The following is a 25,415-nucleotide window of genomic DNA, read 5'->3' as shown; positions in this document are numbered from 1 at the left end:
CATGCCGATGGCCAGCCAGGCCCCACAGAATACACTGCCATTGTTCTATAAGGACTTGGTTCCGATTTCGTCGCAGGAACACGGCAGCTGGCGCGCGCGTCCGCTGGCCGGTGCCCATTTCGTCCGCAAGGAACATGCGATCCCAATCACGATCGACGAATTTGCGGTGGCGCAGCGTTTCTACCCGATCATCTTTGCCACCGGCGACAACCCGGTCCCGCTGGCGCTGATGGGACTGAACGAAGGCGTGAACACCTTTTTCGGCGAAGACGGCATGATGGTCCAAGATGCCTATTTGCCCGCCTATATTCGCCGTTATCCCTATATGCTGGCGCGCCTGCGTCCCGACACCGATGAACTGTCGCTGTGCGTCGATCCGACGGCCGAGGCGATCGGACCGTTCGAGGAGGGTGACCTGCTGTTTGACGGCGACCAGCCGAGCGAAGCCGTCAAGTCGATCCTGGCATTCTGTGAACAGTTCGAACAGGCCGGTCAGCGCACCGCTGCCTTCGTGGCCGAGCTGAAAGAGCTGGACCTGCTGATCGACGGCGAAGTGACGATCCAGACCGAAGAGAACGCGCAGCCCTTCATCTACCGCGGATTCCAGATGGTCGCCGAGGAAAAGCTGCGCGACCTGCGTGGCGATACGCTCCGCAAGATGATGAAATCGGGGTTGTTGCCTCTGGTCCATGCCCATCTGTTTTCGCTTGGCATCATGCGCGAGATATTCGGGCGGCAGATCGCTCAAAATACGCTGCCCGAGAATATTACCGCCTGATCTCAAGCATTTCCGGCAGTACGGCATTTTTGTTGAGTTGCTGCTTGAAACGAGATTACGACCGACCTATCTTGGTGAGGACCGGCGCTGCGTTCCCCCCCTTTCGCGGCACGGTTGGCGCATCCGAGGATGCGCCTCCTCCCTGAACCTGGCCACCCTGCACGCAAGTGCAGGGTGGTTTTTTCGTTTATGGGGGCCGCGGTTATGGCGTGCTGTGAATTATTCGGCGGCAATGGCCGTCGGCACCGAAAGCTGGGCGACCAGGGTTTCAACCAGACGACCGATGACAGCCTGCAGGGCGGCCAGACCCTGCCCCGGCTTATCGAGTGCCGCATCGAGATACAGTGTGCGATCGACCTCCACTTGGAGGGCGTGGACGTTGTTGGCACGGTTGGCGTGGCGCGTAATGATATGGCCGCCTGCATAAGGCGCATTAGTGCCAACGCGATAGCCCGCTCCGGCAAATACGGCTTCGGCAAGCGCGCTCAATTGGGGGGCACAGGTTGCGCCGAAACGATCACCCAGCACAATCTGCGATTCGCCATACCCCACCAGCGGCGGCATCGAATGAAGGTCGACCAGCAACGCGACGCCGAACCGGGCTTGGGCGCGCGCCAGCATGGCGGCAATCATTGCGTGGTAGGGGTCGTAATGCCCGGCAATCCGGCGCGCGACATCCTCGCGAGTTAGCGCGGCTCGCCAGATTTCGCCAATGGTCCCGAGGCGGCGCGGGATCAGCCCCAGGCCGCCGCGCATACGCGACGTCGCCGTCTGCGCGCTGCCATGCCCGCCCACGACCATCCCCGGATCGAGGTCGCTGGTCGCACGGTTGAGGTCGATCCACAAGCGGGGCAGCCGCGCGATAATGGCAGTGGTGCCTGCGGCGATGGCGCGTTCGGCCAAGCGATCGGCATGGCGATCCTCCAGCGCGCGCAATCGTTCGACCGGGTGGCGCAACAGTCCTGCAGTATCGGGATAATCGCGTCCGGCGTGTGGCACCGACAGGACGACCGGGCTGTCAAGAATCGCAAGGCCATGAATGTCGAAGGACGAGACGGTCATTGTTGGCTACGATAGGCGACGGAATGTGCGCGCGACACTGGAAAATCTTAACGGGTAGGCGCATATCGCCGGTCACGGGTGGCACGGACGGCCACTTCGGGGACTATGATGATCCGCATATTGCTGGCCGAAGATGATGATGCGATGCGTGTGTACCTGGTGCGCGCGCTGGAAAAGTCCGGGTATTCGGTCGTTGCCTGCGATCGGGGAACGACGGCGCTTGCCCATGTCGAATCGGGGCAGGCATTCGATTTACTGCTGACCGATATCGTCATGCCCGAAATGGATGGTATCGAACTGGCGCAGAAAGTCGCGATCGCCGTGCCCGAGATGCGCGTCATGTTCATCACCGGGTTTTCAGCGGTAACGCTGCGCGCGGGCCAGGCCCTGCCGCAAGCCAAGGTTCTGTCAAAGCCTTTCCATCTTCGCGACCTGGTAATGGAAGTCGACCGGATGTTCGAGGACCGGGCCGTCTCCGAACTTTAACCGGGTTGCAAGCCGGACAGGCTCCGGTTAGGAGCACCGCAGCGTGGGCGTGTAGCTCAGTGGTAGAGCACTGTGTTGACATCGCAGGGGTCGCAAGTTCAATCCTTGCCACGCCCACCATTTCCCGGTTTCTCGTGGTTGGTTGATCATCAGATTGAGTGGCTCCGACGGCTTATGGCCTGTCAATTATTTACAAATTTTCAGCCAGAAGTTGATGGCAGTGACACCACGACCTCTTTTGTCGCCTGCAAGACGTGTAAAACCTGTCGGTCTTGTCTACTTGCAGTGCAGCAACAGGCAGGAAGATTATGACTTACCAAAACGACATCGGCCGTCTCACCACATTGATCGGCAGCAAGAGCGGGACCTGGGACGGCATCGACGCTGAGGCGGTTTCGCGGATGCGGTTGCAAAACCGGTTCCAGACCGGGCTCGACATCGCGCGGTATACTGCCAAGATTATGCGGGCGGACATGGCGGCCTATGATGCCGACGCTACCAACTACACCCAGTCACTGGGGTGCTGGCACGGGTTCATCGCTCAGCAGAAAATGATTTCGATCAAAAAGCATTTCGGCACGACCGACCGTCGTTATCTGTATCTGTCGGGCTGGATGGTCGCGGCGCTCCGTTCCGAGTTCGGCCCGTTGCCCGACCAGTCGATGCACGAAAAGACGTCGGTTCCGGCATTGATCGAGGAGCTTTACACCTTCCTGCGCCAGGCCGACGCCCGCGAACTGGGCATGATGTTCCGCGACGTTGATGCGGCGCGCGCCTCTGCCAACCAGATCGAGGAGCAGCGCCTGTTGCAACTGATCGAGAATTACCAGACGCACGTCGTTCCGGTCATCGCCGACATCGATGCAGGTTTCGGCAATGCCGAGGCAACCTATCTGCTGGCGCGCAAGATGATCGAGGCGGGCGCCTGCGCGCTTCAAATCGAGAATCAGGTTTCGGACGAAAAGCAGTGCGGCCATCAGGACGGCAAGGTCACCGTTCCGCACGAGGATTTCCTCGCGAAGGTTCGCGCCTGCCGTTACGCTTTTCTCGAACTGGGCGTCGAGGACGGTATCATCGTCACGCGCACCGATTCGCTGGGTGCCGGCCTCACGAAGCAGATCGCGATCAGTCATACGCCGGGCGATCTGGGCGACCAGTATAACGCGTTTCTCGATTGCGAAGAGATCACCGCCGAAAATGCAACAAACGGCGACGTCATCATCAATCGCGACGGCAAGATGATGCGGCCCAAGCGCCTGCCCAGCAACCTTTACCAGTTCCTTCCCGGCACCGGTGAGGATCGATGCGTGCTGGACAGTATCACGTCGTTGCAGAACGGGGCCGACCTGTTGTGGATCGAAACCGAAAAGCCGCATATCGAACAGATCGCGGGCATGGTCGACCGGATCCGTGCGGTCGTGCCGAACGCGAAGCTGGTGTATAATAACTCGCCATCGTTCAACTGGACACTGAACTTTCGCCAGCAGGTCTTCGATGCATGGACGGCTGCGGGCAAGGATGTGTCACACTATGATCGCGCCCGCTTGATGAGTGTCGATTATGACGCGACCGACCTGGGGGCGGAGGCCGATGAGCAGATTCGCACCTTCCAGTCCGAAAGCGCCAAACGGGCGGGCATCTTTCATCACCTGATCACGCTGCCGACTTATCACACCGCCGCGCTGTCGACCGACAATCTGGCCAAGGAGTATTTCGGCGAGGCGGGCATGTTGGGTTATGTCCTCGGCGTTCAGCGGCAGGAAATTCGCCAAGGCATCGCCTGTGTCAAGCACCAGAACATGTCCGGTTCGGACATCGGCGACGACCATAAGGAATATTTTGCCGGTGAGGCCGCGTTAAAGGCAGGCGGCGCGCACAATACGATGAATCAATTCGCGGCCTGATGCAGGTTGAGGAGGCGGCCCGGTAACGCCGGGCTGCCTTCGACGAACCGGGCATCTTGCGCGATGAATAAAATAAGTGTCTGATAGCCGACGGTTATAAAACAGCCTTTGGAGAGGCGCCTTGGAAACAGTTACCGACGACGTGAGGCTGTTCGCGCGCAGGCGTACATTCGATGACCTGATCTCTACCATTTCACGTGTCGGCGGGATTGCCGCCTTCTTCGTTGCGCTGGCAACCGTCGTCTATCTGGTCCTCTGAACGCTTGCCGACGGCGAGTGGCGGCAGGTTCAGTAGGCGTTCCGATGGACGAGCACCTTGAACGTGCCCACCAGGATGTTCACGTCGCGCCAGATCTGCCAGCCCTCGATATATTCCAGGTCGGCCTGAAGCCGGTTCGTCAGGTCGAGCCGCTCATGCGTGGCGCCACGATAGCCGCGGATCTGAGCCAGGCCGGTAATGCCGGGCTTCAAGCGATGCCGATGCCAGTAAGTCTGGTCAACCTCCCAGAACAGGTCCGTTCCCGCCAGTGACCCCAGCGCGTGGGGACGTGGCCCCACCAGGCTCATTTCACCCAGCAGCACGTTGATTAGCTGCGGCAGTTCATCGACGCTGGTCTTGCGAATGAAACGACCGACGCGCGTGATGCGGCTATCCGACCGCTCGGTCGAGCGCGCGCCGGAGCTGTCACTCTCCTCGACCCGCATACTGCGGAACTTCAGCACTTTGAACATCCGGTTGGCGCGGCCGACGCGATCCTGCTTGAACAGGACGGGGCCCGGCGTATCGAGCTTTATAGCGAGCGCGACGATCGCGAATACCGGGATCAGGCCGATCAGCACGGGCACCGCGACGGCCAAGTCGAGCACCCGCTTTTTCGCCCGCTGCCGGAGGCTGAGTGCACGGCGCGACACCAGCACCGTGTCGAAACCATTGAAATCCGAAATGCCGATCGCGCCAATTTCGTTGAACTGTTCGATCAGGATTTCGCCGTCGACATCGGCTCCTTTCAGCAGCAGCGCCCAGGCTGCACGACGCTCCGGATCGCAGTGCACGACGACCCGGTCGAACCCTTTGGTCAGCGTGCCGAAGCGATGCAGCATCTTGGGATCGAGCGCGTCGGGCCTCAGCTTCAACCGGGCAGCGTCGACGACCAGCGTCTGCGCGCCATGGACCGTGTCGACACCATCGGTGATGACCAGCTCGTTCACCAGACGCCCCTTGGTCAGCGAGCGGACATGACGCTGGACGACCGCGCGGCCAGCGACCAGCAAGATCGCGCTGAGGCAAGCCTGAGCAATGAAGGTCAGGCGTGAGAGCGTGTCGCCCGCCTTCAGGAAAAAGGCGACCAGCAGGATCGACAGCATCGCGAGCGTCAGGGCCATCAACGCACGGCGAACACCCTCATGCGGCCGTCGCAGGACTTCGATTGTGTACGCACCATTGTTCAAACCGAAAATCGCGAACAGGGGCAGCAGGGCGAGCGCCGCTCCAAACCCGCTGTAGCGCATATGAAAAGTGCCGAGCAGGACCCCCGGCACGATCGTCCCGACGATCAACGCAAACCAGTCGGTAATCAGGAGCTCGGAATACAGCAGCACGCGGATCGACTGACGCGACTCATTCCCCACTGGGGCGGACCGGGTGGTCGTCGGAACATCCATTTCAGCAACGTCCTGGTAGGCCGACATTTCGATACAAGCCTTTGCAACGAGCGCGGTTCCATCAATACACGAATAAATCGCAGTGCAGCAATTCAGTCAAACCGATTTGTGTGTCTATGCCAAAACAAGGTCCTTTAACAGACGAGGCATTCGGTTGCTCCGCCATGACGGCCCATTTCGGGTCATTTTTATGAGTGCTGTCCTACACCGCGCGACTCGGCATAGGGAACATTTCCAGAACAGGAAAGGATTCCGATGCCTATTGCACCAGTCTTGGCTCCCGCGGGCTATGTCCCTGAACACGCGGTCGCATTCGGTTCGCAGGACGGCCCGGCGATTCCCGTCGACTATGCCAACCCGTTGCCGACGGCACTCACCGTCGTCGCGGCGACGTCGGTGGCGATTACCGGAACCAGCGCCGCCAGCACAACTGTCGGGCCCCTCTTCCCCCAGCTTGGGCGCGCCATCTGGCTGACGCTTGGCGGAACATGGACCGGAACGGCGCGCCTGTTGCGCTCGATCGACGGGGGCACGAACCGCCTGCCGCTGACCATCGGGGGCCAGGACTGGGCGCTGTTCACGGGCAATTGCAATGAGGCGGTCGCGGAGGAAACGGTTTCCGGCGCGACTTACTACCTGTCCCTCACGATCGCTTCGGGCACCGTCGCCTATCAGGTGTCGCAATGAGCACGGACACCGTCGCCCGTGGCCTTGCGGTCCTCGCCCGCCAGCTTGCGCCGCGCGTGCCGATCGCGATCTGCATCAAGGGCCAGTCCAACGAGCGTGGCCAGGTCGATCCGGCCGAGCTGATCGGCGGTGTCTCCTCGCTCGCCGCCTATCCGCAGGCCTATCGCTCGCTGCGTAACCCCGGCCTGTCGTATCCGGTCGGCCCCGCCGTGACCAAGCAGGGCGGCCTGTGGTTCAAGCTGTACGATGATTTGTGGGACTGGGGATACGATGCCCAGATGATCAACCTCGGCATCGGGTCGGCCAGCTTCCTCGACGATTTTGCCGGGCGCGTGAAAAGCTGGATCGCAAGCTCAGGTTATCGCACGCGTCGTGCCGCCGTGACGGGATCGTGCGACCGCGGCTTTACCGGCGACCTGATTGTCGAAAGCGCCCGGATATTCCAGTGCGAGACCGGCAACAGTGCGCTGGCGATGCACAATGGTCCGGGTCCGGTGCCGGGTGGCCTTGCCGTCAACCTCGACTATCTCAACACGATTGGAGCGGCGGCGACCGGCGCGACCAAGCCCGCCGGATTTGCCACCGCGAATTTGGGCGATCTGATCCCCGATGGCACCGTCGTCTGGCGCTGCGTATCGATCACGCCGACGTGGAACGGGCTGAGCTATGCCAGCGGCCAGATCATGTCAGAAGGTCGCATCGGTTTTGGCTTCGATCCCTATGGCCTGCTGGGTCGCGCGCACGAACTGGTCCAGCAGGTCCGCAACGCCCGCGTCAAAATCATGATCTATCAGCAGGCGCAGTCGGACGTGTCGGCGACATCGGCGGACTACGGCACCGCGCTGCAGAACATGTGCGGCTATGACCTGCAACGCGGTTATTATGTGATGCCGGGCCTCAGCGTCTATCAGCCGTCGGTCGGCACCGGCCCCTATAATACGCTGACGACCGGGGTGAACAGCGCGACGGCGGCGCAACAGGCCGGTGCGCTGGGGGCGTTCGTGAAGCCCGGTGCCAACCTGTACACACTGCTGGGATCGGCCGGGAACATGGCCGCCGGCGGTGCCTATTTCGCCAAGGATGTCGGGCAGGACAATATCCACCTGAATGCCCGGGGTGCCATCGCGGCGGGCGCGGCCGTCGCGACGACGATCAAGGCTTGGCTGCCACAGGTCGTGCGCTAGGGCGTTAAGGCGAGGGCGTCAGGCTAAACGTCGGACGCCCCGCCACGCGGTTCCGCAACCTCGATCGATGACGGTGATGTCCGTGACCGCATCAGCGTCATGGCTGGCTTTTCAACAAGATGCCAGCTGACCCAGCCAAGCAGGATCGCGCCGAGCCATGTCAGCAGCCCCAGCCATGCCAGCGCGATCGCAGGAAACCACCAGAGCAGCACTTTCGTTATCGGGAACGCATAAAGATAGACGCCATACGAAATATCGTTGCGATTGTTGATTTGCATGAGCGGGCCGCCCGCGCCGAGCCGGGCGACCGACAGGATCAGGAATGTCCCGAACAGCGCAAATGCCAGGGTCACGGTCTGGGCAAGCAACAGTCCCAGGACGAGGGCGACCGCCGCGATCACGGTGCGCCGATTGTTAAAGGTCACTTCCTGGCGAAACAGGGCGAAGCTGGCCCCTGACAAGAAGATCGATGTCAGAGCCAGATTCTGTTCGATGTTGCCGAACAGAAAATCCGAACGCGGCAGCAGATGGTCACCCGCTTGCAGGACCGACGGCGGGACCATGGTCAGGATCAGGGCCAGCAGGATCGCCAGCATTGGCACGACCCAGCGATGCCGCAGCAGGCCGGTCAAACCCAGGAAAGCGACCAGCAAATAGCAGCGGAACTCATAGGCGATCGTCCACATCGCACCGTTCACCACCGGATAGGGCGTCCCGACAAAGCCATTTTCCACGACCGGGCTTTGCAACATCAGCATCCGGCCGATCGTCAGCACGATACGTTTGCCTGAAAGCGGAAATTCGCCTCCACCGAGCGGTCCGAAAACCAGCACGCACGCCAGCGACGCGACGATAAACCCCGGATAGATGCGGGCGACGCGTTTTATCAGATAGGATTTCAACGAAGCGCTGCGGAGATAGCTTTCGGTGATCAGGTAACCGCTGATCGCAAAGAAACCATACACGGCAAAATCCCCGAAGATCAGTGTGCCGAACACCATCGTGAGCGGCTCGCGCAGGCGATTGCCGTCGGCAAGTTCGGGCGTGTGCGAAACGATGACCAGCGAGGCAAGCAACAGCCGCAGGAAGCCGAAGGCGTTATGATGCTCTTCGAAATGCGCGCTTTTTTGCGTTGATCTCATTACGGTTCCCCGCCTGCGGCAACTTGGGAATCCTAGCCCCTCGCAAAGGGTACCGAAATGGCGTCCAAGTTCCTCCTGCCCCGCGTTATTGTCCTGCTGCCTACTCTTCGGCTGCTCGCCGCGACGAAATAGCCAGTGGCGAGAAAAATTATGGAAAGGGTATCGGTGATCGAAAGAATCACGAGACCGGCAGCCAGGGCAACGACCATTCCCACGCAAACTGCGTGAATGCTCCGCGCTGTCGGATCGGGCTCACGGTAAGAAAGACGCGCGCCCTTCAACGTTGCCGCAAAGAGAAAAACGATCAAAATGATCGCGCCCGAATAGCCCGAGTCAACTGCGGTCGACAGGTAATAATTGTCGACCGAGGGCGCACTTTGTATGCCGCGCGTACTGGCTATGCTTGCTGCATTGCCATCGCCGTAACCGGTTATCGACCGTGACATCAGGGCTCGGGTTCCTTGTTCCATTTGTCGATCCCGCGCGGACGAACTCATTGCTTCTTCCGAGGTGCGACCCGAGGCAACCTGAAAAAATGCTCCTGTAGCGACGGGAGCGACGACGAGAAACGTCAGCACCGCCCACAGCAAAATGAACATCTTTGTTCCGCTCTTGGGATCAAGGAAATATAATGCAAAATAAACCGCACTACCTGAAAAGGCGACAAAATATGGCGATCGGGCATTGCAAATAGAGATGGACACCACGATGCACGCCCCGAGAATAACACCAAGCAGTTTAGATAATTTTTTGCTTTGTAACAAAAAGTGAATCGCAACCGGACTCATAGAAGCAAGTATCTGCCCATAAACGAGAGGATGAGAATATAGCGATCTGATCCGAACCATCGTGCCCCGCATCAATGTGCTGTTAATGTCGCGAAGCATGTATTCATCGCCTACTGCGAAACTCGAAAACCCCAAAGTATTTGTCAGCGTCGATCCGGTAGAAAGTTCGATAAGTCCGAAAATAGTAGCGATAATACCCGAGAACAAAATGATATACGGTAGCGCTGATCGGAGTTTGCGATCCGCGAATAAAATTGCGCCTGTAATAGTCCAGACGCCCAGATATCCGAAGTCCAGGATTGTTATTCCGAATGATCTTTCGGGCGACACGCCGACATAATCACATCCAAGTCGCCATGCCCACCATAGGACGAACAGACCCAGCACCGCTTTCGACTGCGCGATTGATGAAGCAAATGACTTCAGACGTTCTGTCGAAGAAAGAAGCGCCATCATGGCCACGGGGAGGAGAAAAAGAGCGAAGAACGTGAACCCGCTCACGCCCTTTCCGGCGACAGGGATGAAAAAATAACGGGGCCACAGATACAGCATAAATATGCCGACGATCGACAAGCGGCGCGCGACAACCAAAATCATATTTTAGATTGGACGAACATCAGCCGCCATCCCTTGCTTGCAAACCTGAACAACAGCCTTCTAGCCGTCAGTCGTCATTTGTCTCATTTAAACACCTACCCTGCCAAGCCCAGCGGAGAACATTTCGTGCTGCCCTGCAACATTTTTGCGATGGGGCGCATTGCCGCAGGGCCGCTTGCGCCTTACACCAGCCACCTTCTGCAAGGAGCGATCGATTGCGCAAGGGTATCATTCTGGCGGGCGGGTCGGGAACGCGGCTCTATCCGCTGACCAAGGGCGTATCGAAGCAGCTGATGCCGATCTACGACAAGCCGATGATCTATTATCCGCTGTCGACGCTGCTGCTGTCGGGCATCCGCGACATCATGATCATCACGACCCCGCATGACCAGCCGGGGTTCAAGGCGCTGCTGGGGGATGGCAGCGACATGGGGCTGGCGATCGAATATGCGGTGCAGCCCGAACCCGCCGGGCTGGCACAGGCCTATCACATCGGCGCGGACTTCATCGGCACCGATCCTTCGACGCTCGTGCTGGGCGACAATATCTTTTACGGCCACGGGCTGGTCGAACTGCTGGCACGGGCCAGCACGCGCGACGACGGCGCGACGGTGTTCGGCTATCACGTCAGCGACCCGAAGGCCTATGGCGTGGTATCTTTCGATGCCAATGGCCGGGCCGAGACGATCGAGGAAAAGCCCGAGTCGCCCAAATCCAACTTTGCCGTCACCGGGCTGTATTTCTACGACGGCGACGCGGTCGAGATGGCGCGCGGGCTTAAGCCTTCGCCACGCGGCGAGCTGGAGATCACCGACCTCAACCGGCTGTATCTGGAAGCGGGCAAGCTGTCGGTTGAGATCATGGGCCGCGGCTATGCGTGGCTCGACACCGGCACGCACGCATCGCTGCTCGATGCCGCGCTGTACGTCCAGATTACCGAGAAGCGGCAGGGCCTGAAAATCTGCTGTCCTGAAGAAATTGCGTGGCGGCAGGGGTTCATTGACGACACCCAGCTTGAACGGATCGCCGCACCCCTGATCAAGAGCGGCTATGGCGAATATCTGATGGGCCTGCTCCAGAATCGGGGCGTTCCCGCATGGAGCTGATCGCGACCGCCATTCCCGGACCCATGATCATCGAACCGCGCGTGTTCGGCGACGACCGGGGCTTTTTCCTCGAAAGCTGGAACGCCGATAGTTTTCGCAAGGCAGGGCTGGATCTGGCTTTCGTGCAGGACAATCACAGCCGGTCGGCCAAGGGGGTATTGCGCGGCCTGCATTTCCAGAAGCCCAATCCGCAGGGCAAGCTGGTGCGCGTGGTCGCGGGCCGCGTGTGGGACGTCGCGGTCGATATTCGCCGGTCCAGCCCCTTTTTCGGGCAATCGGTCGGGGTCGAGCTGTCGGCGGCGAACAAGCGGATGTTCTGGGTGCCACCGGGTTTTGCCCACGGCTTTGTCAGCCTGGAGGACGGCACTGAATTCCTCTACAAATGCACCGCGCCTTATGATCCGTCAGCCGAACATTCGTTGCTGTGGAACGATCCGGCGCTGGCCATCGACTGGCGCCTGGCCGGTATCGAACCGCAGCTTGCCGCGAAGGACAAGGCGGCGTTGAAACTGTCCGAGATCGAGGCGTTCGAATGAAAGCGTTGATCGTCGGCAGCAAGGGGCAGCTGGGCAGCGCGCTGGTCGCCACGGCCCCCGCCGACGTCGCGCTTTTCGCCTATGCCAGCGATACGCTGGACATCACCGACGCCGCCGGGGTCATGGCCGCCGTCCAGGTAGCGCAGCCGGATGTCATCATCAACGCCGCCGCCTACACCGCCGTTGACAAGGCCGAGAGCGAGGAGCGCAAGGCGTTTGCCGTCAATGCGACTGCCGTCGGCACGCTGGCCGATGCGGCCCGCAGCGTCGGTGCGCGCTTCGTCCATGTCTCGACCGACTTCGTTTTCGACGGGATGGCGGGCGTTCCCTACGCACCGACCGCCGCGACCAACCCGGTGAGCGCCTATGGCCGCACCAAGCTGGCTGGAGAGGCGCTGGCGGGCAGCGATGCACTCGTGATGCGGACCGGCTGGGTCTATGGTCCCCAGGGGGGTAATTTCGTCCGGACGATGCTGCGCCTGATGGCCGAACGGCCCGAGGTGCGGGTGGTGGCAGACCAGATCGGCACCCCCACCTATGCGCCGGGCCTAGCGGGCGCGCTGTGGAAACTGGCGCGGCAGGCTGTGCAGGGTATCCATCACTATTCCGATGCGGGTGCGGCAAGCTGGTATGATTTTGCCGTTGCCATCCAGGAAGAGGCGCTGGCGCTGGCACTATTGAAAAAGGCGGTTCCGGTCATCCCGATCGGGACAGCCGACTTTCCGACTCCCGCCCGGCGTCCGCATTATTCGGTGCTGGACAAGGGCACGACCTTTGCCGCGCTCGGCAGCCCGTCGCCGCACTGGCGAACCAGCCTGCGCACGATGTTGAGCGAGATAAACACCCATGGCTAATCTGATCGTCACCGGCGGCGCGGGCTTTATCGGCGCCAACTTCGTGCATCACTGGCGGCGCGTGTCGCCCGACGACCGCATCGTCGTGCTCGATGTGCTGACCTATGCCGGGAACCCGGCAAACCTCGATGGGCTGGACAATGTCGAACTGGTCGTCGGCGATATTTGCGATACCGAACTGGTCGGCACGCTGCTGGCCGACCACCGGATCGACACCATCGTCCATTTCGCCGCAGAGAGTCATGTCGATCGGTCGATCACCGGCCCCGACGCGTTCGTCACGACCAATGTCATCGGCACGCACAGCCTGTTGAAGGCCGCCAAGATCGCCTGGCTCGACAAGGGCACCGGCACGCCGCACCGGTTCCATCATGTCTCGACCGATGAAGTCTATGGTTCGCTCGGCCCCGACGACGCGGCCTTCAGCGAAACGACGGCCTATGCGCCGAACTCGCCCTATTCGGCGTCGAAGGCGGGATCGGATCATCTGGTGCGCGCCTATCACCACACCTTCGGACTGGAGACGACGACGAGCAATTGTTCGAACAACTATGGCCCCTTTCAGTTTCCCGAAAAGCTGATCCCGCTGTTCATGCTGAACGCGCTCGCCGGACGGCCTCTGCCGATTTACGGCGACGGCATGAACGTCCGCGACTGGCTTCACGTCGAGGATCACTGCCAGGGTATCGAACGCATCCTGCGACAGGGGCGGATCGGAGAAACCTACAATATCGGCGGCGGCCAGGAACTGCCCAACCTCCAAGTCATCGAGGAAATCTGCCGCGGCATCGACGCGAAGTTTGCCGCCGACCCGACGCTGGCCAAACGCTATCCCGACGCGCCTGCGGCCAGGGGTCGTGCGACGGCCGAGCTGAAAACCTATGTCAAGGACCGCAAGGGGCACGATCGTCGCTACGCCATCGACGAACGCAAGATCCGCGGCGAACTCGGCTATGAACCCGCGCGCGACTTTCGCCAGGGATTTGCCGAAACGCTCGACTGGTATCTCGACCGCGAGGATTGGTGGCAACCGCTGATCGAACGGGCGCGCCTGGCCGCATAGATGGCGGACGGTCATAAATTGGCTGGGCCACGCATCCTTTGCGTCCATCAGGGCGCAGAGCTCTACGGTTCAGATCGCAGCTTTCTGCAAACCGTTGTGGCTTTGCGAGAGGGTTGGCCGAACGCAAACATCAGGGTCGTGCTCGCGGTTGATGGTCCGTTGCGCGCGATGCTGGCGCAGGTTGCCGACAGCGTGACGGTTCGCGACCTGTGCGTGTTACGGCTGGTCAATCCAATGACGACGGGATTGAAGGCGACGATTGCCCTGCCCTGGTATTTGCTGGCGGCGATCCGCGACATCGCACGCGCCGATTTCGTTTACATCAACACCACCGTGATCGCCGATTATATGCTGGCCGCGCGGGTTGCCCCGCGCCGCGCGGTCATTCATGTCCGCGAGATACCGAAACCAAAGGCCCGGTCGGTCATCCGGGGCCTCTGCCGGGTATCGGGCGCGCATATCATCTTCAACTCGCACGCGACGCAGGATGCCTTTGCCCTGCCGCCCGCGCAGCCGCAGGTCGTAATTCACAATGGCGTGGATTTCGTGACCGGTCCCGACCCGCTGGAATTGCCCGATGCCTTTACCGTGGCGCGCCCCCTGCGGATGGCCATGCTGGGCCGGATCAACGACTGGAAGGGGCAGGACCTGCTGGTCGAAGCCGTGGCGACACTCCCTCCCGAAGATCGCGCGCGGGTCCGCGTCCGTATCGTCGGCAGCAGCTTTCGCGACGCCGCGGAACCGGTCACCATCCTGTCAGACCAGATTGCGGCGGCGGGGCTGGGCAGTATCGTCACGCTCGAACCGTTCAAGGACGATCCCGACGAAGTGTACCGCTGGGCCGACATCTGCGTGGTCCCGTCGCGGATGCCCGAACCGTTCGGGCGAGTCGCGATCGAAGCGATGGCGCATGGACGTGCTGTCATCGCGGCGGCACACGGTGGCCTGACCGAAATCGTCCATGACCCTATTTCGGGCTGGCTGTTCCCGCCGAACGATGCCGGGGCGCTCGGCCGCATCATTGCCGAAGCCATCCGCCAGCCAGGCGCCGTCGAACGCCGCGGCAAGGGGTCCGAAGCGCGCTTCTCCGAACATTTCTCGAGCGTCACGATGAGCCGGCGATTCCGGGAAACACTGGCACGCTGGATCGTTGCGTTGCGGTAAGGCAATCTGGGATTCCTATGAATTTTTGTTCTCGCAATGCCGCCTGTTTGATCCCGTTTACGCTTGGCCTGGTCGTGCCCGCACTGGCCGACCCGACCCTGATCGCGCGCACCGACGACGATGTGGTGCGCCAATTCGCCGACTATAAATACACGGGGGCAGCGCCTTTGCCGTTGCGGGTCGCGCGTGAGGATTGGCCGGGGGCGCGTCAACGGATCGAGAGCGACCCCGACCTGGGCAAATGGATCGCCGGACGTCGCGCCAGGATGGCAGGCTGGATCGCGAAATATGGAGACAATTCCGACTGGGTCGCAGGCTGGGGCCATGACATGGTCGACCCGGCAACCGGTGTCCCGCTGAACTGGTCGTGGAACATGGCCGAGCCACCCACGGATACGGCGGCGCAGAAACGGTTGCATGGTGCGTGGGTCTATTACCGCCGCAACGCCAATATCGAGAATGTGCGAGAGGCGGCGCGCCTGTTTCGGCTGACCGACGATCCCCACCTGCTCGACTGGGTCGCCGCCCAACTCGACCTGTATGCGAGCAACTATGCGCGGTGGCCGCTGCAGCACTTCAGCGGCCAGTCGCAGATGATGGGGCAAAGCCTGGACGAGGCGGTGGCAGCAATTGCCCTTGCCGACGCCAGCCGACTGATCGCGCGCCAGGTCACTCCCGATCGCCGGGCACGCTGGGACGTCGGCCTGTTCCTGCCGATGCTCAGGAATATCCAGGCATCGAACCGTGGCGTCAACAACATCTCGGTCTGGCAGGCCAGCGCATCCGCCATTCTGGCGCTTACGCTTGGCCAGGACGCCGACTACCGCGCGGCGATCGACGGCGCGGGCGGCATCAACGACATGGTGACGCGCGGCGTAACCCCTGACTATCTATGGTTTGAACCAAGCGTTGCTTATGCCGCCTATACGCAACGCGCGCTGGCAGAAGTGTTTATCGCGGCAAGCCTGGCCGGGCGCGAAGCATCGTTGCGCCGGTCGATGCTGATGACGCAGGATATGATCATCGGGCAGGCGACGATGCAATTTGCGGACGGGACGCTGCCCGCGACGGGGGATTCGCCGCCGGGTATGCGGGCCTCAGATCCAGCAGTCATGGCGCTGACCCAGCGCACGATGCCCATCAAAGGTACGGGAAGAACCCTGTCATGGGAGGCGCTGATCGATCCGCTTGCGCTCTCCCCGTCCCCGGCCCTTACGGAAACCGGGTCGCGACAGTGGGACTATTCGCAATCGGCAATGCTGCGCGATGCAGGCTGGGAACTGTACCTGCAATATGGGCAGCGAACCCGGTCGCACGCGCAATTCGACGCGCTATCCTATCAGTTGCGCTATCAGGGCACGGTCATTACCGCCCCGCCGGGGACCGCCGCCTATGGATCGCCACTGTTCCTCGATTATTTGCGGCGGTCGGTGGCGCACAATATGCCGATGATCAACGGGGACGGGCAAACCAGGATCGGTCTGGGGCAGGCCGGGCCGTCGTCGGCAAACAGCTTTACCGCGACGCAGGCCGGTTTTTCCGATGGTGCCGTCGTGACGCGGACGGTTGCTGTCAGCGCGACCGCGATGGCTGAAACGACGAAGATCACGCTGCCGACCGGGCCTGTTCAAAGATTGGGCGAAACCTTCAACACCCCGTGTACCGTCACTTCCGGCGCTATGATGAACGCGTCGACTGCGCCTGTGGGAACGGGATTTTCCTACTGGCACGATACCCGTGCGGCCACCGCAAAAGACTGGGCCGCGACCTTGTCCTGCGAGGGCAAACGGTTCGGCTTTTTACTGAGCGCAGACAAGCCTGGCAGGGTTTTTGTTTCGAAAGCACCCGATCGCACCGGCCAATTCACCAACACGACCGTCTATTTCGAAAGCCTCGGCACCGGCCTTGAAATGAAGATCAGGATCATGCCGCTTTAATCCGGTTCGACGTTCGCAACCTCCGCAGGCAGGCGCGTACCGATAATCCGCGCAGGAACACCGCCGATGATCGAATAGGGGGGGATTTCGCCGCGAACGACCGCGCCCGCCGCGACGACACATCCGCGACCGACCTTCGATCCCGCCAGAAAGGTTGCTTTTACCCCGACCCAGCAATCATCCTCGATGACGATCGCGGCGCGGCGGACGCCCTGCGCGATGATCGGTCGTTCCAGATCGGCGTGAAGGTGGTTCTCGGTATGAAAGCTGACGTACTGACCCATGATGACATTGGCCCCGACGGTGACGCCGCCCCCGCATCCGACAAACGAAAACTGGCCGATCCCGCTGTTCGCCCCGATGGCGAACCCTTCGCCCAAATTGCGCATCACGCTGGTCGGCATGACGATCGTGTTGGCGCCAATGCTGACCCCCCGGCCGATCGTCACGCCAGTGCGCGACAACCCTTCGATCACGACATGATCGCCGATCGTCGCACCCGTGCCGATCCGGATTCTCTTGCGCGTGCGCAGCCGAACGCCCCGCCCGATAAACGCTGGACTGCCCGAATTGCGCGCCAGGAACGGCCGGGCCAGCAGATAACGCAGCGCCGCGACCGCGCGGGTCGCGGCAAAGGTGACAAGCGCGGTGGTGGGCAGGTCGGGGTCGATCGTGAACACATCGCCTTTCAGCCGCCGTCCGACGACCAGGATAACCGCCCGGATCAATGCACTGCTCCTGTCGGCAACACCGTAGCGAGTGCATCTGCGACGGCGGCCGTTCCGAACACCGTCGCGATCAGCGTGGCACGGTCGGCGACGACCTTCCCCGCACGGCCAGCGCGCACGGCGCTGACCGCCGCGTCGGCAAAGGCATCGGGCGCATCGGCGACAACCAGTTGTTCGACGATCTCTTGCGGAAGCCCCCTTGCGCCCTTCGTAGTGGTAACGACGGGCTGGCCAGTGGCAAACATGTCGACGGTCTTGATGTTCACCCCGCTGCCATGGAGAATCGGGTTTATCATGACATGCGCGCGACCGAACAAGGGTGCCGCGTTCACCGGGTCGGCGATCAGTTCGACCCCGATTTCGCGCGCGCGCCGCACCAGGTCAGCAGGCGGCTTGCGACCTGCGATCACCAGTCGAATATCGTTCATGCGGGCGACGATAGCCGGATATATCGCGTCGAGAAACCATTTCAGCCCAGCGATGTTGTTGGGGCTGGAAAGACTGCCGACGAACAGCAGGTCGATATCCCGCGACTGACCACCCGCTTGCGCCAGAATATCCGGGTCGGGCTGGGGGGCCAGCCATTGTCCATTCGTAAAGCCCTTGTCCCGCCAATAGGCCAGATCGTCTGCGGAAATATCGAACACATGGTCGGCGGCGGTATGAAGCGCGTTTTCGGCACGCGCCAATCCCCACGTCCCGGCCCATAGCGCCAGTTTCTGCCGGGTCGATCGCGCCAGTCGCGCTTGTTCGGACAGGTAGCGATGCTCGATATTATGCGCGCGATAACACAGGGGAATCTCCAGCCGCCGGTGAATTTCCAGCGCCAGCCAAGATGGATGAATACCCTCGACCCAGACCAAATCGGGTGCAAACGCCGTCACCCCTTCGATCAGCGCCGCGCTGGCCCCCGGCGTCGGGATCCGGGCGGCGATATAGGATGGATGAGTCCGCAGGTTCCAGATCCGGCGCAACCGGGTCGCGGGGTCAGCGGCAATCTCCAGCAGTTCGACTTTACCGGCAGATTGCGCCAACCGCGCCAGGTTGGCGGGTGAGGGCTGCTGTCCATCGGGCACCCAGGCGATCACCAAAACCTGATGGCCGAGGGCCGCAAACGCCTCTAGCCGTCGGGCCATGTCGCACCGGATCCCGCTGTTCGCCGGATAGGGAAATTCATGGAGTATGTGGACGATCCTCACGGCTTCTGGCGCGCCTCGACCGGGATTGCGACGCGCCCGGTCAGCGCCCGCAACGCTGCGCGCGCCCGCGCCGTCCGCCCGCGCGCCAGTCCACGCAATCCTTCATCGATCATGCCCCAGACCACGCGCGGCATCGCCGCCGGTGCAAAGCGCCGGGCAATCCGCAGGCGGCTGCGATAGAGATAGCCGACCGACCGGGCCGACAGCCCCTGTGGCGTCGACCCCGCCGCCGCGCCGATCTTGTGATAAACGATGCTGTTCCGCGCGAACGCCAAGGTGAAATCAGCCTCGCCGCGCAGCACCCAGTCGGCCTCCTCGTAATAGAGGAAATACGCTTCCTCCATCAGGCCGACCTGGGCGAGGAACGCGGCGGTGACCAGGATCGAGGCACCGATCGGATAGATCATCTCTCCCCCGCGCGGCGGGTCGGCGGCTTCGGCGGCGACCACGTCGGCGGCGGCGCGGCCCGCTCCCAGATGGCGTCCGCGAAAGCTTCGACGGTCGATTGCCGCGGCGTAGCCCTGCAGCACGGTGGGACGATAATATTCGACCATCGTCGATCCGCAAAGGCCGACCCTGGCGTCGTCGCGGCATTTCGCGACGAGATGTGCCAGCGCATCGGGGGGGACCACGGTATCGTTGTTGAGCAACCACATATAGTCGAAGCCGCGCGCCATCGCCCAGCGCAACCCCACGTTGTTGCCGCCCGCAAAACCAAGGTTGCCGCCGGTCCGGACGACCAGCAATTCCGCGCCCGCGCCATCGTCGCCACGTTCGGCCGCTGTCCGGTCGAGCACCACGACTGCGTTGGGCAATCGTGGGCTGGGAATCTTTACCGGACTTGCCGGGTCGCGCGCCACGGGGCGCTGCCCCTGCGCCCAGGCGACCACGGCCTCAACCGATCCGTCGGACGAGCCGTTGTCGCACAGGATGATCCGCGCTCCCGACGGTTCGAGCGCCAGGCAGGATTCGATGCAGGCGACGCTGTCTTGCCAGCCGTTCCAGTTAACCAGGATAATCGCGACCTTCGCCACCAGATCGTCAGGCTTTGGCATAAGCGATGCCCGCACCCGTTTTCAACAGGCGCTCATATTGGTCGAGGATCGCGGGCCAGGTAAACTCCCGTTTCCACCGTTCGCGTGCCGCGGCACTCAATCTGGTGCGCAAGTCCGGACTGTCCATCAGGGCAGAGATACATGCGGCCGCCTCTTCGATATCGGCGAAATAAAGCCCTGCATCGCCCGCGACCCAGCGATTGAACTTGTTGTCATGGGCGATGATCGCATTGCCCGCCCCCAGCGCCTCGACCAGCGAGGGGTTGGTGCCACCGACCTGGTGACCATGAAGATAGGCAATCGAATGATAGCGCAACGCCGCCAATGTCGCGCGGTCGTAGATTGCACCGGTAAACACGACATCGCTGCCCGCAGCGGCGCGAACCGCCTCGTGATAGGGGTTGGTCGGGCAATAATTACCCAACAGCGCCAGCTTGGCATCCCGCGGCTTTTCCGAAAATGCCGTGACGATTTCGAGCACCGAATTTTCCGGCTCGGGCCGCGCAATCAGCGTGAAGAACCGGCCCGGCTCCAGGCCCAGACGCGCGAGCGGCGCGGGATCGGCATCCTCGACCGAGTCGGCGCCATAGGCAATCATGGAAATCCGCGACCGGGCGGTCCGCGTGGCCAGATGGTCCGCGATGGCCGGATGATCGGCGATCAGGCGATTGCCCGACCAGGCGGCCAGCCGCTCGTTGATCCACAGGTAAAGACGCGGCCAGAACGCATATTTGGCGCGCTTCCATTCCAGCCCGTCCATGTTGATATAGTTCATGCGCCCGCACAGCCGCAGCCATGCGCACAGGAACCCGGTATTATACCCCAGCGTCAGGATCATTCCCGGACGTTTCAGGGAGTCGCGCGTTGCCTTGATGTCGAACTCAATCGTCCCCAAAGCGCCGTCCTGCTTTACCGGTAGATGGATACGATCGATGCCCTCCCAGCGATCCTCATACCGTTCCCCGGTCTCGCTGCCCTGCGAATAGACGGTGACTTTCCAGCCGCGATCGCGCAGCCAGAGTGCGAGGCGTTCGGCGAATGTCTCGAACCCGCCGTGCGCCGCCGGTATGCCCCGGATGCCGAGGATGATCAGGTGCGGCACCGATCAGACCTCCGCCGCTACCGGACGCGCCGGTCTTGGCGGAAAGAACCGGAAATTTCGTCGCCGGACGGCCACGGTCATGGCTCCCAAAATATAAAGCTCGGCGATAATCGTGCCGATTGCGGTTCCCCAGACGCCCAGCCAGAGCGTCAGGGCAACGACCATCGCCACATTGAAAAGCCCTGCCCACAGCCGAATCTGCGAAAACGATTTCCGCAGGCCCAGCGGCAACATAACCTGGACGCCGAGCGTGTCGCTGATCCCGACCAAAAGCGGCGACAGCGCGAGGATCTGGAGCACCGCGACCGACGCCGCGTATCTGGGACCGGCCAAGATGTGGATGATCAAAGGCGCGCCAAAAAACAGCGCCGTCGTTACCAGCACGGTGATCGATGCCTGTGCCGCCAATATCTTGCGCGCGAACTGCATGGCACGTTCGGGGGACTCAGCCATCAACCGGCAGGAGCGGGGATAGGCGGCCTGGCTGATCGGCTGGATGACGTTTTGCGCAGCCGCCCGCAACCGGTCGGCTGCGGTGTATATTCCGGCGGCAACCGGGCCCAGCAGCGTGCCGACGACGACGATGTTGGTCGTCGTGTACAAATTGGCAGAGGCTGCTGCCAGGAAGAGATGCCAGCTGGATTTCATCCGCGATACGATCGTGACATTTGTAAAGACCGGAGTGCCGATGATGCGCTGCCGCCGTAACAGCTCCAGCGATGCAATTCCCGCCAGCAGAGCGCCGGCGGCCTGGACCAGCGCGGCGATCCAGACGTCGGCGGGGCCATGCACCAGCAGGAACGTCGCGGGCACGACCAGAACCCGGCAGACGAGCGCGATCACGGCAAAAAAGCCGAGCTGTTCCAAGCCCTGCAGGCACCAAAACACGGTAATTAGGTTGGCGATGATCAGGCCGCTGGCGGCAAACAGGATCGGTGCGATGATCCCCAGGTCCGGCACCACTAGTGTCAGGATACCCAGGACAACGATGCACCCGACCGCCAGCATCAGTTTGGTCGCCATAGTGCCCCAGAAAATCTCTGATATGCGGGCGGGATCGTCCCGGTTCTGAGCCACTTCGGCACTGGCGCTCATGCCGAAGCCCCAATCGGTAATCAGCACGAAATAGGCGATGATTCCGAAACTGAACGTGAACTGGCCATAGCCTCGCACGTCGAGGACGCGCGTCAAAAATGGGTATGTCAGCAGAGGCACCAGATAATTGCCGACCTGCCACAAGGTCATCGAGGCGATATTGGTTACAAGGCGCTTGTTGACGGCCATGCCGATCCATTCATTATTCCCGAGGACCATAAGGAAAAATGTTGCGTTGCACTATAAGAATGCATCCTTTTTCAGGGTCAACCGTATTTACGGATAACCTGCTCCATTTCGGATCAAGTTCGCGGCGATAAAGCGAGCCACAGTTGCGACGAACTGCAAATCATGTCAGGGGCAAATTATTGCTAATCGAATGCTAACGAAACAGTTATACATCAGGATGGCCGGACGCTTCGCTGGGGGACGCGTACGATTAAGCGAAAGCGATTTTTCGGCTCATGAAAAGATCAAGAACTGACCAAATAAAGTTGCTCGCGGTGGCCTCGCCCGGTGGTCACTGGGAAGAGTTAATGCTGTTGCGTCCCGCTTTCGCGGGGTTCGAGGTGGAATATGCAACGACAAATTACGACCTCGCAATTCGCGAAGGCATCAACCGCATCTACCTTTTGCCTGACTCGAACCGTAACCAGCCGATCCGCGCGCTTTACTGCCTGTGGCGGTCCTGGTCGATCGTTCGTCAGGCAAACCCTGACTTCATCATTACCACTGGCGCCTTGCCTGGCCTGTTCTGCGTCGTGGTCGGGCGACTGATGGGCGCCAAGACGATCTGGATCGACAGTATCGCCAATTCCGACAGATCTTCGATGAGCGGAGCCTGCGCGCGCTGGTTTTCGTCGTTATGGCTTACCCAGTGGGAACATCTGGCTAAGCCATCGGGCCCCCGCTACGATGGAGCGTTGCTATGATCCTGCTGACAGTTGGCACGCAATTGCCGTTCGACCGATTCGTAAAGATCGTGGATGAAGCCGCGCCCGGTATCGGGACGCCGATTTTCGCCCAGACTGGTTACGGCAGCTACGAGCCTAAGAACATGGAATGGCAAAAGATGCTGCGGCCTTCCGAATTCGATGAAATACTGTCGCGGGCAACCTGCATCGTATCGCACGCCGGGGTTGGGACGGTGGTGATCGCTCAGAAATATCGCAAGCCGGTCATCCTGTTCCCGCGCCGCGCCGCTTTGAAGGAACACCGCAACGATCACCAGATGGCGACGATCGGTTCGCTGGAGGGACGGCAGGGCGTCTATATCGCGCGCACCGACGCCGAACTGATCGCGTTACTGGGCCAGCCCCTGCTGCCCCCTGACGAGAGCATCGAAATTCCAAGTCGCATCCGCCTTCGCGAAGCCATCGTAAAATTCATAGAAGCTAATTGAGTGCTCCCGCCGGTCGACACCCAAGCTAAAAAGATAAAACTGCTCGCTGTGGCATCCAAGGGGGGCCATTGGGAGCAGTTGATGCTCCTGCGCCCGGCGTTCGAGAATTTTCAGGTCAGCTTTGCAACGACCGATCCCGAACTTGGCGTGCGCGCCGGGATCGACGACGTTCTGGTCCTGCCCGATGCTAACCGAAACCGTCCGCTCCAACTGATCCGATGCTTCTTTGCCGCCTGGTCGATTGTCCGGGGCGCAAAGCCCGACTTCATCATCACCACCGGCGCGCTGCCGGGCCTGCTCTGTCTCGTCGCCGGTCGCTGGAATGGTGCCAAGACAATCTGGATCGACAGTGTTGCGAATTCCGAACAACTGTCCTTCAGCGGAAAGCTGGCGCAGTCGTTTTCCACACTATCGATCACGCAGTGGGAACATCTCGCGCAGCCGCCGCGGCTGCTGTTCGAAGGTCGCCTGCTGTAATCCGCCCGACCTGATCGCCGACCCGAACCCACCCTCCTCGTTGAGGAATCAGGTCGGCGCGCCACCGCCCTTAACGTGGCGTCGGACGCCCGACGCACTCATAGGCAATACCCAGCCGCGCCAAATCATCGGCATCGTACAGATTACGCAGGTCGACGATCCGCTTTTCCACCATCGTCCCCGTCAGGCGTGCCAGGTCCAGCGCCCTGAACTCGTTCCATTCGGTCACGATCGCAATCGCGCTGGCCCCCTCCGCCACGGCATAGGGTCCCTCGCAATAGGTGATGTCGGGCATCAGCGCGCGCGCCGTCGCCATGCCCTCGGGATCGAACGCCCGCACCGTCGCCCCGGCGTCGAGCAAGGCCTGCACGATTGCCAGCGAGGGCGCATCGCGCATGTCGTCGGTGTTCGGCTTGAACGTCAGTCCCAGCAGCCCGACCGTCTTGCCACGAACATCGCCACCCATTGCGGTGATGATCTTTCGCCCCATCGCGCGCTTGCGTCCGTCGTTCACCTGGACCACCGCCTCGACAATGCGCATCGGCGTCTCGAAATCCTCGGCGGTCTTCAGTAGGGCCAGCGTGTCCTTGGGAAAACATGATCCGCCATAGCCGGGGCCGGCATGAAGGAACTTCGACCCGATCCGGTTGTCCAGGCCAATGCCGCGCGCGACGTCCCTGACATCGGCGCCGACGGCTTCGCACAAATCCGCCATCTCGTTAATGAAGGTGATTTTGGTCGCCAGGAATGCATTGGCCGCATATTTGGTCAGCTCAGCCGTCCGCCTGCTGGTGAACAACAGCGGCGACTGATTGAGATACAGGGGGCGATAAACGTCGCGCATGACGTTGCGTGCGCGTTCGTCGTTGGCACCGATAACGATGCGATCGGGCCGCTTGAAATCGTCGATGGCGGCGCCTTCGCGCAGAAATTCGGGGTTTGAGACGACGGTCAAGTCGATGTCGGGCGCCACTTCACGCAGGATTCGCTCGACCTCGTCGCCGGTCCCGACCGGAACCGTCGACTTCGTAACGATGACGGTCGGCTTGGTGACCGCAGCGGCAATGTTGCGCGCCGCCTGAAAAACATAGGTGAGGTCGGCATGGCCGTCACCCCGGCGCGACGGCGTGCCGACGGCAATGAACACGGCATCGGCATCGACGGCAGCCTCGGCCAGCACGGTCGTGAAACTCAATCGACCGGCCGCGACGTTGATCCGCACCAGTTCGGCAAGGCCGGGTTCGAAAATGGGCATTCGGCCCGCATGCAGGGCGTCGATCTTTGATTGATCGAGGTCGACACAGATTACCGAATGTCCGAAATCGGCGAAACATGCTCCCGACACCAAGCCCACGTAACCAGCACCAATCATCGCTATCTTCATAGTCGCCTCGCTTCGATCATCGT

The 25,415-nt window shown here is 61.4% G+C and carries 25 protein-coding genes and 1 tRNA gene; 16 read left to right on the top strand and 10 right to left on the bottom strand.

What is annotated here, in order from left to right; translation table 11 throughout:
- The first annotated feature begins 7 nt into the window (after positions 1 to 7).
- Positions 8 to 778, top strand: a complete 771-nt coding sequence (locus Q0R02_RS09125) for a SapC family protein (protein WP_293882612.1) — start codon at positions 8 to 10, stop codon at positions 776 to 778.
- 219 nt (positions 779 to 997) lie between these two features.
- Here the strand turns inward: Q0R02_RS09125 and Q0R02_RS09120 are convergent, their stop codons facing one another.
- On the bottom strand, positions 998 to 1,840 hold the full coding sequence (locus Q0R02_RS09120) for an N-formylglutamate amidohydrolase (RefSeq protein ID WP_293882609.1): 843 nt from the start codon (positions 1,838 to 1,840) through the stop codon (positions 998 to 1,000).
- A gap of 108 nt (positions 1,841 to 1,948) precedes the next feature.
- Between Q0R02_RS09120 and cpdR the strand changes: the two genes are divergently transcribed.
- The 4 genes from cpdR to Q0R02_RS09100 all read left to right on the top strand — a co-directional run bounded on the left by cpdR (position 1,949) and on the right by Q0R02_RS09100 (position 4,489).
- Positions 1,949 to 2,326: a cell cycle two-component system response regulator CpdR gene (cpdR, locus tag Q0R02_RS09115; protein WP_293882607.1), complete on the top strand. Its 378-nt coding sequence runs from the start codon at positions 1,949 to 1,951 to the stop codon at positions 2,324 to 2,326.
- Positions 2,327 to 2,371: 45 nt separating this feature from the next.
- Positions 2,372 to 2,446: transfer RNA gene (locus tag Q0R02_RS09110), tRNA-Val, on the top strand.
- 188 nt (positions 2,447 to 2,634) lie between these two features.
- Positions 2,635 to 4,230 (top strand): isocitrate lyase, encoded by a 1,596-nt coding sequence (locus tag Q0R02_RS09105; protein WP_293882605.1) that lies wholly within the window; start codon positions 2,635 to 2,637, stop codon positions 4,228 to 4,230.
- A gap of 121 nt (positions 4,231 to 4,351) precedes the next feature.
- Positions 4,352 to 4,489, top strand: coding sequence for a hypothetical protein (locus Q0R02_RS09100; RefSeq protein WP_293882602.1), 138 nt, complete (start codon positions 4,352 to 4,354; stop codon positions 4,487 to 4,489).
- Between the two features lie 29 nt (positions 4,490 to 4,518).
- Here the strand turns inward: Q0R02_RS09100 and Q0R02_RS09095 are convergent, their stop codons facing one another.
- Positions 4,519 to 5,919: an exopolysaccharide biosynthesis polyprenyl glycosylphosphotransferase gene (locus tag Q0R02_RS09095; protein WP_293882599.1), complete on the bottom strand. Its 1,401-nt coding sequence runs from the start codon at positions 5,917 to 5,919 to the stop codon at positions 4,519 to 4,521.
- A gap of 228 nt (positions 5,920 to 6,147) precedes the next feature.
- Between Q0R02_RS09095 and Q0R02_RS09090 the strand changes: the two genes are divergently transcribed.
- Positions 6,148 to 6,579 carry a hypothetical protein gene (locus Q0R02_RS09090; RefSeq protein ID WP_293882596.1) on the top strand — a complete coding sequence of 144 codons (432 nt, stop codon included), beginning with the start codon at positions 6,148 to 6,150 and terminating at the stop codon, positions 6,577 to 6,579.
- A complete protein-coding gene (locus tag Q0R02_RS09085; RefSeq protein ID WP_293882594.1) occupies positions 6,576 to 7,763 on the top strand; it encodes a hypothetical protein in 1,188 nt (395 codons plus the stop codon). The genes Q0R02_RS09090 and Q0R02_RS09085 overlap by 4 nt, the downstream gene beginning before the upstream one ends.
- A 23-nt stretch (positions 7,764 to 7,786) precedes the next feature.
- Here the strand turns inward: Q0R02_RS09085 and Q0R02_RS09080 are convergent, their stop codons facing one another.
- Positions 7,787 to 8,905 carry an acyltransferase gene (locus tag Q0R02_RS09080; protein ID WP_293882591.1) on the bottom strand — a complete coding sequence of 373 codons (1,119 nt, stop codon included), beginning with the start codon at positions 8,903 to 8,905 and terminating at the stop codon, positions 7,787 to 7,789.
- A gap of 32 nt (positions 8,906 to 8,937) precedes the next feature.
- On the bottom strand, positions 8,938 to 10,290 hold the full coding sequence (locus Q0R02_RS09075; protein WP_293882588.1) for an O-antigen ligase family protein: 1,353 nt from the start codon (positions 10,288 to 10,290) through the stop codon (positions 8,938 to 8,940).
- Positions 10,291 to 10,505: 215 nt separating this feature from the next.
- On the opposite strand from Q0R02_RS09075, the gene rfbA reads away from it, so the two are divergent.
- Genes rfbA through Q0R02_RS09045 form a run of 6 tightly spaced genes read left to right on the top strand, consistent with a single transcriptional unit; the run spans position 10,506 to position 16,950 of the window.
- The gene (gene rfbA / locus Q0R02_RS09070; RefSeq protein WP_293882585.1) at positions 10,506 to 11,396 is read left to right on the top strand and encodes a glucose-1-phosphate thymidylyltransferase RfbA; all 891 of its coding nucleotides are present in this window, start codon (positions 10,506 to 10,508) and stop codon (positions 11,394 to 11,396) included.
- Positions 11,387 to 11,932: a dTDP-4-dehydrorhamnose 3,5-epimerase gene (rfbC, locus tag Q0R02_RS09065; protein WP_293882582.1), complete on the top strand. Its 546-nt coding sequence runs from the start codon at positions 11,387 to 11,389 to the stop codon at positions 11,930 to 11,932. Before rfbA ends, rfbC begins: the two co-directional genes overlap by 10 nt.
- Complete coding sequence (rfbD, locus tag Q0R02_RS09060; RefSeq protein ID WP_293882579.1) at positions 11,929 to 12,786, top strand: dTDP-4-dehydrorhamnose reductase; 858 nt, start codon at positions 11,929 to 11,931, stop codon at positions 12,784 to 12,786. Before rfbC ends, rfbD begins: the two co-directional genes overlap by 4 nt.
- Positions 12,779 to 13,849: a dTDP-glucose 4,6-dehydratase gene (gene rfbB, locus Q0R02_RS09055; protein ID WP_293882577.1), complete on the top strand. Its 1,071-nt coding sequence runs from the start codon at positions 12,779 to 12,781 to the stop codon at positions 13,847 to 13,849. Before rfbD ends, rfbB begins: the two co-directional genes overlap by 8 nt.
- Positions 13,850 to 15,013 carry a glycosyltransferase family 4 protein gene (locus Q0R02_RS09050; protein ID WP_293882575.1) on the top strand — a complete coding sequence of 388 codons (1,164 nt, stop codon included), beginning with the start codon at positions 13,850 to 13,852 and terminating at the stop codon, positions 15,011 to 15,013.
- Between the two features lie 17 nt (positions 15,014 to 15,030).
- Complete coding sequence (locus tag Q0R02_RS09045; RefSeq protein WP_293882573.1) at positions 15,031 to 16,950, top strand: heparinase II/III family protein; 1,920 nt, start codon at positions 15,031 to 15,033, stop codon at positions 16,948 to 16,950.
- Here the strand turns inward: Q0R02_RS09045 and Q0R02_RS09040 are convergent.
- From Q0R02_RS09040 to Q0R02_RS09020, 5 genes are read right to left on the bottom strand one after another with little or no spacing between them, the layout of a single operon-like run.
- On the bottom strand, positions 16,947 to 17,678 hold the full coding sequence (locus tag Q0R02_RS09040; RefSeq protein WP_293882571.1) for a DapH/DapD/GlmU-related protein: 732 nt from the start codon (positions 17,676 to 17,678) through the stop codon (positions 16,947 to 16,949). The genes Q0R02_RS09045 and Q0R02_RS09040 overlap by 4 nt on opposite strands.
- Entirely contained in the window at positions 17,675 to 18,877 is a 1,203-nt protein-coding gene (locus Q0R02_RS09035; protein WP_293882568.1) for a glycosyltransferase, read from the bottom strand. Before Q0R02_RS09035 ends, Q0R02_RS09040 begins: the two co-directional genes overlap by 4 nt.
- Positions 18,874 to 19,932: a glycosyltransferase family 2 protein gene (locus tag Q0R02_RS09030; protein ID WP_293882566.1), complete on the bottom strand. Its 1,059-nt coding sequence runs from the start codon at positions 19,930 to 19,932 to the stop codon at positions 18,874 to 18,876. The genes Q0R02_RS09035 and Q0R02_RS09030 overlap by 4 nt, the downstream gene beginning before the upstream one ends.
- Positions 19,919 to 21,034: a DUF1972 domain-containing protein gene (locus Q0R02_RS09025; RefSeq protein ID WP_293882564.1), complete on the bottom strand. Its 1,116-nt coding sequence runs from the start codon at positions 21,032 to 21,034 to the stop codon at positions 19,919 to 19,921. The genes Q0R02_RS09030 and Q0R02_RS09025 overlap by 14 nt, the downstream gene beginning before the upstream one ends.
- A 3-nt stretch (positions 21,035 to 21,037) precedes the next feature.
- Entirely contained in the window at positions 21,038 to 22,318 is a 1,281-nt protein-coding gene (locus Q0R02_RS09020) for a flippase (protein ID WP_293882562.1), read from the bottom strand.
- Positions 22,319 to 22,665: 347 nt separating this feature from the next.
- Here Q0R02_RS09020 and Q0R02_RS09015 point away from each other — a divergent pair, with 347 nt between their 5' ends.
- The 3 genes from Q0R02_RS09015 (at position 22,666) to Q0R02_RS09005 (ending at position 24,008) form a co-directional block, all read left to right on the top strand.
- The gene (locus tag Q0R02_RS09015; RefSeq protein WP_293882559.1) at positions 22,666 to 23,061 is read left to right on the top strand and encodes a glucuronosyltransferase; all 396 of its coding nucleotides are present in this window, start codon (positions 22,666 to 22,668) and stop codon (positions 23,059 to 23,061) included.
- Entirely contained in the window at positions 23,058 to 23,531 is a 474-nt protein-coding gene (locus tag Q0R02_RS09010; RefSeq protein WP_293882556.1) for a glycosyltransferase, read from the top strand. Before Q0R02_RS09015 ends, Q0R02_RS09010 begins: the two co-directional genes overlap by 4 nt.
- An 81-nt stretch (positions 23,532 to 23,612) precedes the next feature.
- On the top strand, positions 23,613 to 24,008 hold the full coding sequence (locus Q0R02_RS09005; protein WP_293882553.1) for a glucuronosyltransferase: 396 nt from the start codon (positions 23,613 to 23,615) through the stop codon (positions 24,006 to 24,008).
- A 70-nt stretch (positions 24,009 to 24,078) separates the two neighbouring features.
- On the opposite strand, the gene Q0R02_RS09000 is transcribed toward Q0R02_RS09005, so the two are convergent.
- The gene (locus Q0R02_RS09000; RefSeq protein ID WP_293882552.1) at positions 24,079 to 25,392 is read right to left on the bottom strand and encodes a UDP-glucose/GDP-mannose dehydrogenase family protein; all 1,314 of its coding nucleotides are present in this window, start codon (positions 25,390 to 25,392) and stop codon (positions 24,079 to 24,081) included.
- Between the last annotated feature and the right edge of the window lie 23 nt (positions 25,393 to 25,415).

Source organism: Sphingomonas sp. (assembly GCF_025353885.1).
In the GTDB taxonomy this organism is placed as follows: Bacteria; Pseudomonadota; Alphaproteobacteria; order Sphingomonadales; family Sphingomonadaceae; genus Sphingomonas_O.
This window is presented reverse-complemented; position numbering and strand designations above follow the sequence as displayed.